Source organism: Mesorhizobium calcicola, from assembly GCF_042682105.1.
Lineage (GTDB): Bacteria > Pseudomonadota > Alphaproteobacteria > Rhizobiales > Rhizobiaceae > Mesorhizobium > Mesorhizobium calcicola.
Genome location: NZ_JBHUGY010000008.1, coordinates 61111 through 75194, shown reverse-complemented (window position 1 = coordinate 75194; position 14084 = coordinate 61111). Strand labels below are relative to the sequence as shown.

Below are 14084 nucleotides of genomic sequence, written 5' to 3'. Positions count from 1 at the left end.
CGGCAACGACTCTTACGTGCGGATCAGCTCACTGTCAGCTCGTTCGAGTATCTTTTCGAGCGCAACCCAACGCCCCAAGCTCACCTCCAAAGATTCATGCCAAAAAGGGAAACGAATTGCCATGTACAGTCGAATCAGTGGCTCATCTACAAGCGCCTGCGAAGCTAACGAAACAACGCCGTCTAACGACAGTGATAGCTTTGGGGAAACAATTGCAAGCATGGCGCCTGATCTCCATGCTAGTTCGTCTTCAGCGCCCGCACGGCCATACGCGCTCGTTTCCCAGCCTCCTATCGTCGAGATCGACAGGTCTTCATTCGGTAGGAAAGTGAGGGAATTTTACGGCGATGAAATCAAACAAATCGCGGACAATCCGCAAGAGTACACGGATTTCGTGTCCTCAAAAGCCGCGCGCACGGTAATGGTTGCAAGGCTCTGCGGTGGTACCCACGATGATACGGAAGAGGCGCGATACTTTAGTTATCAGCTAGGCAAAAAAAGCGTTGGGATCTTAAGAACAGAAGGCGGATTTAGCATCGAAGGAGAATCGTGGCGGGAACAGTTTCCTGGGAAAGATCGGATCACATCCGTCGTAGACCTTCGGGTTACTCATCCTCTAGCCGACAATGCAGGCGATATTTTGCTTGAACATCAACTTCGGCTCGACGGCAATCAGGCGCTGGTCATGTCACGACCTGCCGCGACGGAAAATGAAGCCCGCCTAGACCAAATGGGCTTTGTTCACGTGGGTGACAATCGATGGATACTTGATCCTACACAGCATCCCGAAAAATGGGCGAAGAATAGTGACGGTGAATGGCAGCGGGCTGACAAACCTCCTCTATATCTGTCCAATGCCGAGGGCTATGATGCCGATAGCGAAGTAAGCATTGGGGCCAATTCCAGCGAAGCAAGTTTTGAGACAAACTCGTCCGATGATGACCCGTCTTGGTATTTCAAAAATCTCAATTTGAACCAGGATCGGTAATGAAAGAGAGCGAATCACCGGTGGTTGCTTTGTCCTTTTTGTGCGCTCGAGAGCACCCCCCCAGGACAGAGCACCCCCAGGACATTGGAGCAGAACGGCCCTTGTCCATACATCCGTCAAACACTGGCTCCGGCCGATCCGGATCGGCTTCAGCCGGCGCCGGGAGCGATCCTGCAAGCGATTGTGGTGTCGCAGGAAACGATCGCCTCCCGATTGGTCTGGCTACCGTCGATGTCGATGCGGTCCGGTCGGCCACGACGCTCCAGCGCTGCTCGCCGAAATAGAATTCGCCGGTATCGCCGACACTGTCGATGGCGCGATAGAGATACATCCGCTGGCCACGGACCTTGGTGGAGATCTCGTCGACATGCCATTTGCCGGTCACGCTGCGCTTGCGGCGGTGGAAGCGCTCCAGCAATAGCGGCGCGAAACGAGCGGTCAAGCGGTGGATGGTCTTGTGATGTGATCGGCCTTGCCGCTCACGAGTAACAAAACGTTGCAACGTATCCCTGTCGACGACCAAATCGACCAGCTTGCGCGTCTCTTCGGACTTCACAAGGCTTACAAAGTCTGAAGGCGGCATGGCGATCTGCGAATTGTCGGCTACCCGGATCGTCGCGACAGGCCCCCGTAGGAGGTGGTCAGCTCGTCGAAAGCTAGCGCTGCTAAGACATGGATGTTTGACCATCGCAAGGTCTTCGAAGCGGCAATTCTATCCCATCTGACGCGGCAGTTCTATCTCATCAAGGAGAGTGGCATGGAATCCAATCACGATCCATTCAATACCAACGCTTGGATGCACCAGTACGCTGCCTTGCAAGAGCAGCAGCGGGCGAGGCAAAAGTCGGACAATAAGCCTGCTGGCCAAGCGAGCTTTGAGCGGCAATTGAGCGACTTGCAGCTCAGTTCCCCTGACGAGAGCTCCGGGGATGCTGGTTCGCCCGACACTCGATCCGCAGTGGCGCATGGAAGTATCCAGCGCACTAACGTCGGCGGTTCGATGCGGATGCCGCCGCATTCCAGCCTACTGGACAATTCGGTCAGCAGTACACGGTACAGCGTCGATATTCCTCGCGTTCACCTTGGCTCGGCTGCGAAGGCCTCGCAGTCTGACTTGCGTGACAGGCCATTCAGTAGCACGCGCTACACAGCACCATCGGAAGCGCGGCTTGCGGCGCGGACGAAGGATAGCAAGAGCCGTGGACTGTTTTCTCGTATTAAATCAGGGCTCGGCAAAGCCTTTGGGGGCAGTCGTCACGAAAAGTCGTCCGGCGGCTCACTCTCGTACGTGATCCATTCAGAGCCTCGCATGGATTTTGCCAAGCGGAGCCGCCAGTCCGATGCGGACCTGAGCCTCATTGAAGAATTCAAGGTGGCGTTGGTCGGCGAGAACCGCAAGCCTAAAACCATTGATAACTACGTGACCGCTCTCAGAATGTTTAGCGAATTCCTTCAACCCGAAGGCGTGACACTGGAAAAGCTACTTGGCGCCGCTGATCTGCTGAAAGCCAAAAAGGATGACTTTGCGAAAGTGGCGAGCGCCAATAGCAGGAATCATTTGGGTGGAGCATTGGACGTGCTCCAGCGTTTCCGGGCCGGAAATCCCATATCCGCCCCCGCGTGGGTGGACACGCAAGACCAACCGATGCATCCCCAGGACAAGCGGATGATCCGACAGTTCGAGGAAGCAGTCAAAGCCTACAATGGCGGCAGCGGTCGAAGGGCCGGAAGGGTTCCCGCGCCTACCATCAAGAGCAATGTGCAGGCTCTTAGGGCGTTTGCTCGTTGGCTCCTAAAAGAGAACAAGGGTCCACTGACTACTCGGGCTTTTAACGAGCCAAAGTCACTAGCCCTCGACATCGAGGAGTACACCGCAACTGGTGGGGACCATCGTGACCGGCTCGACGCGGCACTGTCTCACCTCCGGAGGCTCGGAGCTGAGGGGCTCCAAGCAGTCGGTGCCGGACCCCGCCTGATGGGGCGCGAAATATTGCACCCTTATCCGGAGGACGCCCCCACCATCGATGGCCTACAAGACGAAGCCTGGGCCAATCTGGGACCCGACGCGACTCGCGCAAAGAAGGCCCCCGCCTCAACCATGGCTTCCAAGCTACGTTCGTTTAGCGATTGGCTCCAAAGGGAGAGCAGGGGTAGTATAATGAGCCGAATCAGCGGCAATTCTCGGCAGAAAGCGTCGCTGGACGCGGATTACAAGAACTACGTTAAAACAACAAATCGGACCGCATCGTTCGATAAGCTTAGAAAATACTTAGGAAATGCTTATACTGACGACGTCAGCATCATTGATGGCCTGGTCAGCGACGATCTGAGCAAGCTCGGATCCGACCCGGCGTCCCAAAATAGAAAAAAAACTATCCAGAATACTGCTTCGGACCAACGTAGCTTTAGTGATTGGCTCCAAAGTACGGGTAGGGAGAGCATAGTAAGCCGAATCAACGGCACTGAACGGCAGCGACGGTCGTTGAACGCAGATTATCGGGACTTCACCAAAGCCACAGGAAGAACTGGCTTGAACCTCAAGAAGCTTGGGCAGTACCTACGAGTCGTCGAGGCAAACAGAGCGCTGGGTGTGGCCTTCCCTGAGCAGCCGAGTCGGGAACCCCGGCTTGCAGGGTCGAGCCCATCGTGGTCGCCGCACGTCCCGTCCGGCTTTGACCCAAGTGAGTGGCCAACGCCGGGAGGCCCGCAGGCCGGACGGCACGAAACGGCTGTGTCGAGCTCGACCTGGTCGCCGCGGGTGCCGTCAGACTTTGATCTAAATGAGTGGCCGACGCCGGAAGGCCCGCAGGCCGGACGGCACGAAACGGCTGTGTCGAGCTCGACCTGGTCGCCGCGAGTGCCGTCAGACTTTGACCTAAATGAGTGGCCGACGCCGGAAGGCCCGCAGGCCGGACGGCACAAAACGGCTGTGTCGAGCTCGACCTGGTCGCCGCGGATGCCGTCAGACTTTGACCTAAATGAGTGGCCGACGCCGGAAGGCCCGCAGGCCGGACGAGACGAAACGGCTGTGTCGAGCTCGACCTGGTCGCCGCGGATGCCGTCAGACTTTGACCTAAATGAGTGGCCGACGCCGGAAGGCCCGCAGGCCGGACGAGACGAAACGGCTGTGTCGAGCTCGACCTGGTCACCGCGGGTGCCGTCAGACTTTGACCTAAATGAGTGGCCGACGCCGGAAGGCCCGCAGGCCGGACGACACGAAACGGCTGTGTCGAGTTCGACCCGGTCGCCGCGAGTGCCGCCCGACTCTGAGGCGAGTATGCGGCCAACCCCGGAGGGCGCGCCAGCTCGGTCGTCAGAGATCTACCGCGGCCTCCATTCTTTCGTTGATCTGCCGTCCACACCGCAGGAGACGCGTGACGACGCTCAGTCAGCGCAGGTGCCTGGTCCGGCCGCCAGTCCGCCGTTTTCCATCGGGCCATCAGGCGAGCCTCTGGAGCTCGAGGATATCGGATATCTCGTCGGCGAGGATTGGCAGCATGGCTCACAGCCGGTTCCGGACTTCCTGCTCGATGTACTGGACAACAAGATGCTGTTGCCGAGTCCGCGCATGGTTCCGCGGCCTGTCTCTATCAACGGTGAGACCTACTCTATCACGTTGGGGCCGCGAGGGCGCCGCGATGCTCAATTTATCCATCATCCTCGCCCATCCTCGGTTCCAGATGCTCAGATCGGTGCTTCGGCTACGAGTGCCTCTTCCCACGACCGCGGACGGGTGCTCGGAGCCAGAGAATGGCTCGGCGACGATCATATTCAGCGGGATTACGAGTTCGTGGCGCAGGAGTTGCGTGGGACTAATCCGGATCTCGCCGCCCGGACGCGGTTCGTGGATCCTCTGATAGCCTTTCAGCTTAACCACGGCGCCGATAGCGACGCGCTACGCGCATTCCATCGCATTGTCCATGATCGGAATGGTAACGATACAGCCGACTTCCTGTTCCTGCCAGTGAACAATGCCAGTGCTATTCGCGAAGGCGACCATTGGTCGCTGCTGCTGGTTGATCGCCGCAATCAGGAAAGGCCGGTCGCCTATCACTACGACTCCCTCCGGGGACACAATGATGAACCTGCAGCACGGCTCGCAGCACGGCTGGGCGCCGACCTACAAGACGCCAGCATGGCTCAGCAGAAAAACGGTTATGATTGCGGCGTCTTTGCAGTGGATGGCACACGGGCGCTGGTTAGGCGATTGGCGGGAAGACGGCAAGCAGACCTGCGGAACCTCGACAACCTCGTCGCAGATCGGCGGGCACTGCAAAACCGTCTCAGGGGCTGATTGCGATACGGCTGAGGGGCGCGGCCAACAACCCGGCGCGGTCCCCTCTCGGCCTTCTCTCATAGAGCCTGGCAGAGCGCTTCTCGCCGACGAGGAGCGTAATCAGCGCCCTCGCAGGGTCTTGTTGCAACGGCTGAAGAGGGGCGCAGAGAGGCACTGATGCGAGGTCTATCAGTAGGCAGGATTCGAACTGCTCGGCGATCGAAGCGTTCGGACTGTAGCTGTGCCTCGCCTGTCGTTTGCGCATCATGTGGATCATCTCGATGCCGGATAAAATGGTTGTGGCGGTGGCCGCCGATTTGAAGCCGAGCATCGGCCGGGCGCGGCGCTTGGAGTGCCGATGTCCTGCTCGATCCTTCAAATACTGGCTCCGGCGGATCCAGATCGGCTCCAGGAGCGATCCTGCAAGCGATTTGTGGTCTTGCAGGAAACGATCCCGTCTCGATTGCTCTGGCTACCGTCGATGACGACGCAATCCGGTTGGCCATGAGGCTCCAGCGCCTTTCTGAAGAAGCGTTTGGCCGACGGCAGGTCGCGCTGTTGCGCTGAAATGCATTCGACGCTGTCATGCCATTGGCGGTCACGCTCCGCTAATCCCAGATCATTCCAACTCGACGCATCATCTTGTACCGACTTCCGACAACACCACCGGGATCGAGCGCCTGGAGATCGGCGTGGTTGGCATGAAATACGGTCTACGGAGGCATTGGCATAAGCGGGAGAGAGAGCGGCCGATGTCGACCAGCATGAAAAAGGCGACTGCTCTCAGTGCGATTGCAGAAAATGTGTTAACAGCGTCCGTCACAAAAGCGTGCGGCAGCCGGGATTCGGGAATTCGGGTCGGACTGTCGAGCCACGCGCGAGACAACGTGCAGTCTTTGGCCTAATGGCGCGAGGTCGGGAGGCACAGATGAACGCGGAGGCTTTCAACAGCCCACTTTTCGTGAAGCGCGCAACTCACATCGTGCAAGAGATTGCCAGTCTAGCCGACGCTGTCGACTTCCTCAATGAATGGCCAGAAGATCGCAGGGACCTAATCCACGAAGCCGCCCTCAGAACGTGCTATGATGCATACGATGGACGAAAACCTGTGAGCGCCGCGCGTAATGCCTTTTTCGGCTTTGCGAAACGGGCCAACATATTGGAGGATGCAACCTCCGCAATGCAGTGGCTCGCTGCTTGCAAGTCGGGCACCGGGAAAGCACAAGTTTAGGCTTCGGCGCCATGCGGCTGGTGCTGGGCGCGCCGAGCGAGGGCAATGTGTCGAGATTTCATGCATGGCGAAAGCGGAAGCGCTGCTCGAAAATGGGCGAGAATTGTTCGGCTGGGCAAGCAAGTGCGACCAAGGCTATTGCCGCATGTGGGTACAGACATGACCCGCTCGAGCAGATTTGAGAGGCCGGTCGTTATCCAGGTTACCCGCCACGGCCCAGAGCGTATGGTGTTCGATGTTAACGACGCGGCCGCTATCCTGCTGCGTGATCTTCATCGTCAGACCGAGAAACGGAAGGTGGCGATGAACGCCTGTCTGCAGGTATTGCGTGGTGAAATTCATCCGCCAGCTGCTCGAAGGGCTTTCGTGGCTGCTGCACTCGAAGCAAAGATTCTGCGCAGCGATTGATTAACTAGGATGGTCAGGAATTTCTTCGTTGCTTCGCTGCTGGTTTCTCGCACAAAAAGACGATCGCAGAAGTGCGGTATCCAACCCACGCACAAGAACGCCATTCCTAAGAAGCACTCAGCCGGGTATACTCTACAACCCGCGCCAACGCCCAGCTGTGTCTTTAGAATGGCGCGTAAGAGCATGATCGGCCGTCCTTTCAAGGGCACATTCTGTTCCCAGTGCTGTTCATCAACGGCAAACATCCAACTGACGACGTCCCGGTTGGAATTCCGTTTTCCGGTGTGCCAGTCCGGGGCCTTTTGCACGGCTATCGCGATCGTGCCAACGCACTCCTTTCGGCCTTCCCGTCTACCCCAAGCGACAAGTTGAGATTGTGGCGCAACATCAGATTCCCTGGCTCTGTTTCAAGAGCTTGCCGATATAACGCTCTTGCCGCGTCATGTCGCCCCTCCAAATCCAGAACAACTCCCTTCGCGTTCAACGCCCGCAAATTACTTGGAGCTGCTACCAAGAGGTTGTCGAGTACCTGAAGCGCCTCATTCGGGCGTTTCTGCGCCAGCAAGACCTTTGTAAGACGGATTGCCGCATCGACATTGTCCGGATGCTGCTTCAGATCATCCCGCAAAGCCCGCTCTTGCGCATCCTGACCGACTGCGCGCAAAATGCGCTCGCGTATGGCCGGATCGATCTGATCAGCGCCGAGCAACTCTGGGGGCGACGTCTCCTTCACGGAAAGAACTGGCTTGTTCCAGCTAGCGCAACCTCCGAGCGGAACAATGGCGAGTACTGAGAAGAGAACTGAGCGCAGACGAGATGAAAGTAACGGCGGAGTGGCAATATTCTCATGTGAATTCATGTTTGGTTCTCAGCTGTCATAGAGTGCTGTGCCTTTGAGTTGGCGGCAACGCGGATACTGCGAGAGTCCCCCGACATTTCCCCTTCTGTTCCAGGGGGGAGCTTGACGGATCCGGCGGGTTGAATCGTGAAGTCGGAGGCAAGGTCCTGATAAGACAACACAGCCAGATCGATCCCGTTTCGGGTGAGAAAGCCGCGGACGAAGCGTCGAACATCCATCGAAGTTAATATGACGGGGCGGGTCTGATCCGGTGCTGTGCTGGAAAAGATGCTGCGCATCTGTGACAGTAGCGCTTCGCTTTGCCGATCCTCTAACACGAGGTAGGGGCCCGCAGCCGAATCTCGAGCCGCACTCCGCACCATATCCTCACTCTCACGTTCGATAATAAAGGCGGGCACGATACCTTGTGTGTTGGCATAGCGGTGGCAGATCTGCCGCTTCATGCCGGAGCGAACATATTCCGTGAGCAGCGCGACGTTTTGCTCACGTTCGCTCCATTCGGCCAATGCCTCCAAGACGAGGCGGGTGCTGCGGATAGGGATACCTTCATCCAGCAGGCGGCGCAGCACATCGGCAACCCGGGGAACAGGCGTCGTGCGCAGCACCTCCTTCACCAGATCAGCATAATCGTGCTCCATTCGGCCCAGCAATTCGCGGGTCTCTTGGATACCCACCAAGTGCGGTGCATAGCGGGTCAACGTCGCATGGACACGCGAGGCAAGGAGTTCGCTCGCTCGGTGATAGCGGATGCCGGCAGCGTTGAGAGCCGGTGCATGGCCTTGTTCGACCCAGATTCTGTCCGCTTCTGGATCATGCCGAATGGGGATGCCGCTAAGTTCAATGTTCGCCAGACCGTCTGCGAGTTCTAGCAGTGTCGGATCAATCAAATCCTGTTCGACTGGCACGCCCTCGACATCTATTCTAAATTGCGACTCGGGCAGCTGCTCGTCGACCGCAACTGGAATGCGCGGAACGATAATGCCGAGATCAGCTGAGACGAGTTGCGAAACGCGTGCAATGTGCTGTTCCAATTCGGCTTGGTCGATCTCATGCGTAAGGCTCGGCGCAAGAAAGAAGGCGAGCGGGCTTGCCTGCGCAGGCACGGTTTGTTTTTGAGGCTCTACTTGATCTGCACTTGTAGCATTGGTATTGTCGGCGCCCTGCCCATCGCCCTTGGCAATGCTTGCGACGGCGAGGACTGCGGCCAACGTAAGAAAGACGGGCAGAGGGAAACCGGGAACAAACCCCATCGCAACCAAGACGCAGGCCGCCAGCCGCAATGCTCGCTTGCTGGCCGTGAGTTGATTGACTATGTCGGTCCCAAGGTTGAGCCTCGCGGCCCCCGTTACACGCGTGACGATGGTTGCCGCTGTAATTGAAAGCAGCAGGGCCGGAATCTGCGAGATTAACGCGTCACCTATGGTCAGTAGAGTATAGTGTTGCAGAACCTCGCCGAAGGACATGCCTTTCGAAAGCAGGCCGATGGAAATTCCACCCAGCATGTTGATGCAGATCACCACGAGCCCGGCGATGGCGTCGCCCTTTACGAATTTCATCGCACCATCCATCGCGCCAAAAAGTTGGCTTTCCCTCTCCAATGCGGCACGCCGCCTGCGAGATTCGTTGGCATCGATGTGGCCGTTGCGAAGCTCTGCGTCGACCGCCATTTGCTTGCCCGGCAGAGCGTCGAGCGTGAAGCGGGCCGCCACCTCCGCTACGCGTTCGGCACCCTTCGCGAGGACCATGAACTGGACCATGGTCACGACCAGAAATATGACAAAGCCGACGAAGATATTGCCTGAGATTACGAAGTCGCCGAACGTGTGGATGATGCTGCCTGCCTCTCCCTCGGCCAGGATCAGTCGTGTCGTTGCGATGGTAAGCGCCAGACGGAACACCGTGGAAATCAAAATGACGCCCGGCAAAGACGAAAAATCAAGCGGCGTGCTGACATACAGGGCAACCATCAGCAGCAATATGGCCAAACCCAAATTGAATCCGATAAGCGTGTCGACAACCACGAGCGGGATTGGCATGACCATCATACCTATCGCCAGCAGCAGCATCAACGCGACCATTAAGTCGGGGTTGGCCGGCGCACGGTCGATGAAGTTACGCAGGACGTTGGGCATGTGGGCCCCTTTGTGGTCGTTTGAGAATTACTGGGCTACCACGCAGTGAAACGTAGCTTTCGAAGGCCGCGCGCGCCTCGTCCCTGCGGCCGGTCCCACGCAGCGCATCGCCACGCGAGGGTAGTCAGAGGAAAGCGCGAGGATCCCCGGTTAGGCGTATCCAGTGTGGTCAGGACCATCGGTGCCTCATCGCCGAAACCTTCCGGGATGAGCGGATAGGCGAGAAGCCGCAGCAGGGGGATAGCTGAGCATTGGAGTTCTCCTGAATACGGCCCGCGAAGCTGAAAGCCCTTAATACGGCAGAGCAGCAACGCGACCATTTCGGCTCATCAGCACACGACCCTCCTCGATCCGATCGACCGTCCAGCCATCATCCAAAAGCGCGCCGACAAAATACTTCTCGCCAGCGATTATCAGATACGGAAGGGGCCCACGCCAAACTGCTTCAACCGCGATGGCGGATGGCGCCTTCTCCTCCTTGATAACCACTCCATTCACCAGTGTGAGAGCGCCGTTCGTGCGATGATCGAACCACTGCTGAACCCTCTGCCAACTGCTGATCGATGCTGACGTGACGGTGCCCTCAGCGGTCACGACGCCCTTCGCGGAGCCGATCATAATATTGTGAAGGCCCGCTTTATCGACTTCCTCTTGCAGGTCTTTGGCCACAGCCACGGTAGCCTGATCATCAGCGCGGTTATTGGTTAGCTTGAATTCAAGTTCGGCACCTGGCGACTTGGCGTTCAATGCATCAGCAGTGCCGTAATACGAGAACATAGCCGAGAGTGCGCCGATCCCGAGAGAGCCGAGTAACACCAAGGTGAGCATAAGGATCGAGAGGCGTGGTCTGGCGGTCGAACCAGTCGGCGCTGCATCCTGCGCTGACCAGAGAATGGACATCGCGCCGGCGTGAATGATGACAGGAAGGGGCAGCACAACGCACTCGCCTGCTGCAATATTCCGATTGTCCTCGATGCTGAGTCCGCCTGCAAGCGCCTCAACCTCGATCGAATTCCCAAGAAGAGTGATACGAAAATGATGTGGCGCCAGTCCTTGCTCGACGAAGATTATATCGGCGTCGAGGCCACTGCCGATTAAGTTCGTTTCAAGAGTCGGCTTACCGGTCAGCCCGCAATAGACCCCCGACAGAACTTCGAAATGAAGGGAAACAGCGTCATTCAAGGATGATCTCCCGAATCAGGAAAGAAGCCGCATGGCAATTACCATGCGGCTCATTTCGGTCACACATCGCGCCACCCAGGGCAGCGATCGAGGGTTTCCAGAACCCCGTTTCCGAGATTACTGAACGCGTTCGTCGGCCGCTTTCTTGATTGTCTGCAAGTTGGTCGTAACAGTGCGCAGCTCTATACTCCTAGCCGTAGCCTCCAAGCTAACCGCCGTTAGCTCCTGGATTTGCTGCTGGAATGCGGCAGCCCCAGCGGCTTTGGAAGCTACGTCCGCACCAGCCGCAGCGCCAGCACCACCCAAACTACCAAGAGTACCTATTTTACTCATATCGTTTCCCTTCTGTTCGAACTGTGCCGTCACCGACGGCACGCACCTCCCGACGCGGACCACCCAACGTCAGGCATCTTCTTCAGTGTCTGCCAGAGCGTCGTCGGCATCAGCCATGGCATCGTTCACAATAGTTAGCGCAACAGAACGGAGAGCCGTCTCGAAGGCATCGCTTTCAGATGCAGCTTGCGAGCCATCCCCAGAAAAGGTCGGACTGTCCGCTCGACCGATCTCGCCACCCGGCCTGGTAGGACCAGAAGGCCCGCTGCTATGACCAGAGGGCTCGCTGGATGCGTGCCGCGACTGTCCATTCGAATGTCCATGCCCGGTGCGGGCCAAGGATCCAAGTCTATCGCCAATTGCTGCTATCATCAGGTATTCCCACATCTGTTTCCGTTAACGGCGAGGCGTAGAAGATCAATTTCATCAAACGTTAGGAGGGCGAGCTTTCGAGAAGCTGACCAGTCTCAACAAAAAGCGGCTGCGGCGCTGTTGCAAAATGAATGGTCGCGCACGATCTTGTGTGTGGACGAGGCCGTTGACCGCATCAGGAACAGGACCATCACCGGCTACCGGTACGATCCCAAGGCGGCAGCCCTATTGGGCGTAGAGGTTTAGCTTCGGGAGCCTTAGCTATCTGCTGGCCTCTTAAAAGCCTCTAGGGACTCGGCGGTCGGCCGGGTGCGTCCTGCGAGGCTAACGCATTGAAGAAATTATATTTTCAATATTTTTCGCATAATAAACTTGCGATTACACAACTTAATAAACTTGCGGTTACACGGCATCATTGACTTGTGCTGGTGCAGCATTATATACTTGTATTCGCACAACACAAAAAACTTGCAAAGGCACGTCCGTGGCCAAGCCCCATGAAAAACTCGCAGAGCCCCTAGCCATCCTCAAAGAGCTGCAGGAGCAAGGGCGGCGCATATTCAAGTCAGACGAGCTGACGCGCGTCCACCGGGAGCGGCTGGTGGCGAACGGATTTCTGCGCGATGTGATCAAAGGCTGGGTCATGTCCACCGGCCCTCAGGCCCAGCAACAGGACACCACCCCCTGGTACGCAAGCTTCTGGGAATTCTGTTCGCTGTACTGCAATGACCGGTTCGGCAAAGACTGGTTCCTGTCTCCCGAACAGTCCCTCCTGCTGCATGCGGAAGCGCCGACCATCCCTCCACAGGTGGTGGTGAATACCCCGAAAGGAAAGAACAACAGGATCGACCTGCTGTTCGGCACCTCCCTCTACGACCTTGCGGTCAAGGAAATGCCGGAACAGCTGACGGAGAAGAACGGTCAGCGGGTGCTTACCGTTGAGGCCGCGCTTATCCGTGTACCGGAAGGATTCTTCCAGCGCGCGCCTATCGAAATGCAGGTCGCCATGGCGTCCGTGCGCGATGTATCGACGGTACTGGCCCTCCTTCTTGATGGCGGCCATTCCGCCGTGGCGGGGCGACTCGCGGGCGCATTCCGCCGCGTAGGGCGTGATGCCTTCGCTGATGAAATTGTGGCAACCTTCAAAGCGGCCGGGTACGACGTGCGCGAGTCCGATCCGTTCGCGGGTCGGACCGGGGTTACGACCATAGCGGCGGGTGTGCCGCCGCTGGTCGCGCGCCTGCGCGCAATCTGGGAATCCCAGCGCGAAGCGATCATAGAGATATTCCCAAAGGCGCCGGGCCTTCCGTCCGACAAGAACGCTTACATGAAGTTCGTGGAGGATGTCTACGAGAGCGACGCTTATCACTCGCTGTCGATCGAAGGCTACAGCGTGACGCCCGAGCTCATCGACCGCGTGCGCGAAGGAAGCTGGAATCCGGAGATCGATGAAGCGGACCGGAAAAACCGCGATGCGCTCGCCGCGCGCGGCTACTATCTCGCGTTTCAGAAAGTCAAAGAGTCCGTGGCGGCCATCATTGATGGCGCGCCAGCAGGAGCCTTGACGCGCGATACACACAGGGAGTGGTACCGGGAGTTGTTCGCGCCGTCCGTGACGGCTGGCATACTCAGGGCGAGTGCACTTGCCGGTTATCGGAACCACCCGGTGTACCTGCGCGGTTCGCAGCATGTACCGCCGCGAACAGAGGCTGTTCCCGATGGCATGAACGAGTTGTTTGACTTGCTGGAAACGGAGAAAGACGCTTCCGTGCGCGCCGTGCTGGGGCACTGGCTTGTAGGTTATGTGCACCCTTATCCGGACGGCAACGGCCGTATGGCGCGGTTCCTCATGAATGCCATGCTGGCGTCCGGTGGCTATCCGTGGACTGTTGTCAGGGTGGAAGACCGCAAGGCGTACCTGGCGGGCCTGGAAGAGGCGAGCGGCAACATGAATGTGAAGCCGTTTGCGGCGTTTCTGGCCGAGCGGGTTACTTGGTCTGCCGATCGAAGCGCCTGAGAAGCGTCAGCTTCTGGTGACGACGGTCAGAGGGATGCGGCGATGATCGATCAGCGCCTTTCCCACGAAGCCAAGCAACTGGAGAATAGGCTGCGTCGCTGCAGCTTTTGAGATTGCTGGCTGCACGATCCAAACCTTGTATTCGAAGCGATACTGATTCCAGCTCGCATGCAGCCTTCTCAAGACCCCCAGCGTACCACGGTCAAAGCGTGTCGACTCCCCACGCTCCAGCCGACGCTTCTCGCGGTTCATCATATTCCGAAGGAAGCGTTTTGGCTTGTGGCAA

9 protein-coding genes and 2 pseudogenes are annotated in these 14084 nt (G+C 57.9%); 5 read left to right on the top strand and 6 right to left on the bottom strand.

Going from position 1 to position 14084, the window contains the following annotated elements:
- The first annotated feature begins 121 nt into the window (after positions 1-121).
- Positions 122-988 (top strand): host specificity protein, encoded by an 867-nt coding sequence (locus tag ACFSQT_RS03895; RefSeq protein WP_378924336.1) that lies wholly within the window; start codon positions 122-124, stop codon positions 986-988.
- A gap of 111 nt (positions 989-1099) precedes the next feature.
- On the opposite strand, the pseudogene ACFSQT_RS03890 reads toward ACFSQT_RS03895, so the two are convergent.
- Positions 1100-1448, bottom strand: a pseudogene (locus ACFSQT_RS03890) (DDE-type integrase/transposase/recombinase); the annotation flags it as partial.
- 216 nt (positions 1449-1664) lie between these two features.
- Between ACFSQT_RS03890 and ACFSQT_RS03885 the strand changes: the two are divergent.
- Positions 1665-5282, top strand: coding sequence for a Ulp1 family isopeptidase (locus tag ACFSQT_RS03885; protein WP_379017087.1), 3618 nt, complete (start codon positions 1665-1667; stop codon positions 5280-5282).
- Between the two features lie 184 nt (positions 5283-5466).
- Here ACFSQT_RS03885 and ACFSQT_RS03880 read toward each other — a convergent pair.
- A pseudogene (locus ACFSQT_RS03880) lies at positions 5467-5849 on the bottom strand (DDE-type integrase/transposase/recombinase); the annotation flags it as partial.
- Between the two features lie 343 nt (positions 5850-6192).
- Here ACFSQT_RS03880 and ACFSQT_RS03875 point away from each other — a divergent pair.
- Entirely contained in the window at positions 6193-6495 is a 303-nt protein-coding gene (locus ACFSQT_RS03875; protein WP_379017085.1) for a DUF982 domain-containing protein, read from the top strand.
- Positions 6496-6555: 60 nt separating this feature from the next.
- Complete coding sequence (locus ACFSQT_RS03870) at positions 6556-6903, top strand: DUF982 domain-containing protein (protein ID WP_379017084.1); 348 nt, start codon at positions 6556-6558, stop codon at positions 6901-6903.
- Positions 6904-7213: 310 nt separating this feature from the next.
- Here the strand turns inward: ACFSQT_RS03870 and ACFSQT_RS03865 are convergent, their stop codons facing one another.
- The 3 genes from ACFSQT_RS03865 to ACFSQT_RS03855 all read right to left on the bottom strand — a co-directional run bounded on the left by ACFSQT_RS03865 (position 7214) and on the right by ACFSQT_RS03855 (position 11076).
- Complete coding sequence (locus ACFSQT_RS03865; protein ID WP_095085194.1) at positions 7214-7762, bottom strand: tetratricopeptide repeat protein; 549 nt, start codon at positions 7760-7762, stop codon at positions 7214-7216.
- On the bottom strand, positions 7759-9894 hold the full coding sequence (sctV, locus tag ACFSQT_RS03860; protein WP_379017083.1) for a type III secretion system export apparatus subunit SctV: 2136 nt from the start codon (positions 9892-9894) through the stop codon (positions 7759-7761). Before sctV ends, ACFSQT_RS03865 begins: the two co-directional genes overlap by 4 nt.
- 291 nt (positions 9895-10185) lie before the next feature.
- Complete coding sequence (locus ACFSQT_RS03855; protein WP_095085197.1) at positions 10186-11076, bottom strand: SctD/MshK family protein; 891 nt, start codon at positions 11074-11076, stop codon at positions 10186-10188.
- A 1189-nt stretch (positions 11077-12265) separates the two neighbouring features.
- Here ACFSQT_RS03855 and ACFSQT_RS03850 point away from each other — a divergent pair.
- Positions 12266-13798, top strand: a complete 1533-nt coding sequence (locus ACFSQT_RS03850) for a Fic family protein (RefSeq protein ID WP_379017081.1) — start codon at positions 12266-12268, stop codon at positions 13796-13798.
- A gap of 6 nt (positions 13799-13804) precedes the next feature.
- Here the strand turns inward: ACFSQT_RS03850 and ACFSQT_RS03845 are convergent, their stop codons facing one another.
- Positions 13805-14050 (bottom strand): hypothetical protein, encoded by a 246-nt coding sequence (locus ACFSQT_RS03845; RefSeq protein WP_143748760.1) that lies wholly within the window; start codon positions 14048-14050, stop codon positions 13805-13807.
- Positions 14051-14084 lie beyond the last annotated feature (34 nt).

Bases quoted from the DNA above. Each gene is read 5' to 3' on its own strand.
- ACFSQT_RS03895 (WP_378924336.1), top strand. From the start codon at position 122: ATGTACAGTCGAATCAGTGGCTCATCTACAAGCGCCTGCGAAGCTAAC.
- ACFSQT_RS03885 (WP_379017087.1), top strand. From the start codon at position 1,665: ATGTTTGACCATCGCAAGGTCTTCGAAGCGGCAATTCTATCCCATCTG.
- ACFSQT_RS03875 (WP_379017085.1), top strand. From the start codon at position 6,193: ATGAACGCGGAGGCTTTCAACAGCCCACTTTTCGTGAAGCGCGCAACT.
- ACFSQT_RS03870 (WP_379017084.1), top strand. From the start codon at position 6,556: ATGCATGGCGAAAGCGGAAGCGCTGCTCGAAAATGGGCGAGAATTGTT.
- ACFSQT_RS03865 (WP_095085194.1), bottom strand. From the start codon at position 7,762: ATGAATTCACATGAGAATATTGCCACTCCGCCGTTACTTTCATCTCGT.
- sctV (WP_379017083.1), bottom strand. From the start codon at position 9,894: ATGCCCAACGTCCTGCGTAACTTCATCGACCGTGCGCCGGCCAACCCC.
- ACFSQT_RS03845 (WP_143748760.1), bottom strand. From the start codon at position 14,050: ATGAACCGCGAGAAGCGTCGGCTGGAGCGTGGGGAGTCGACACGCTTT.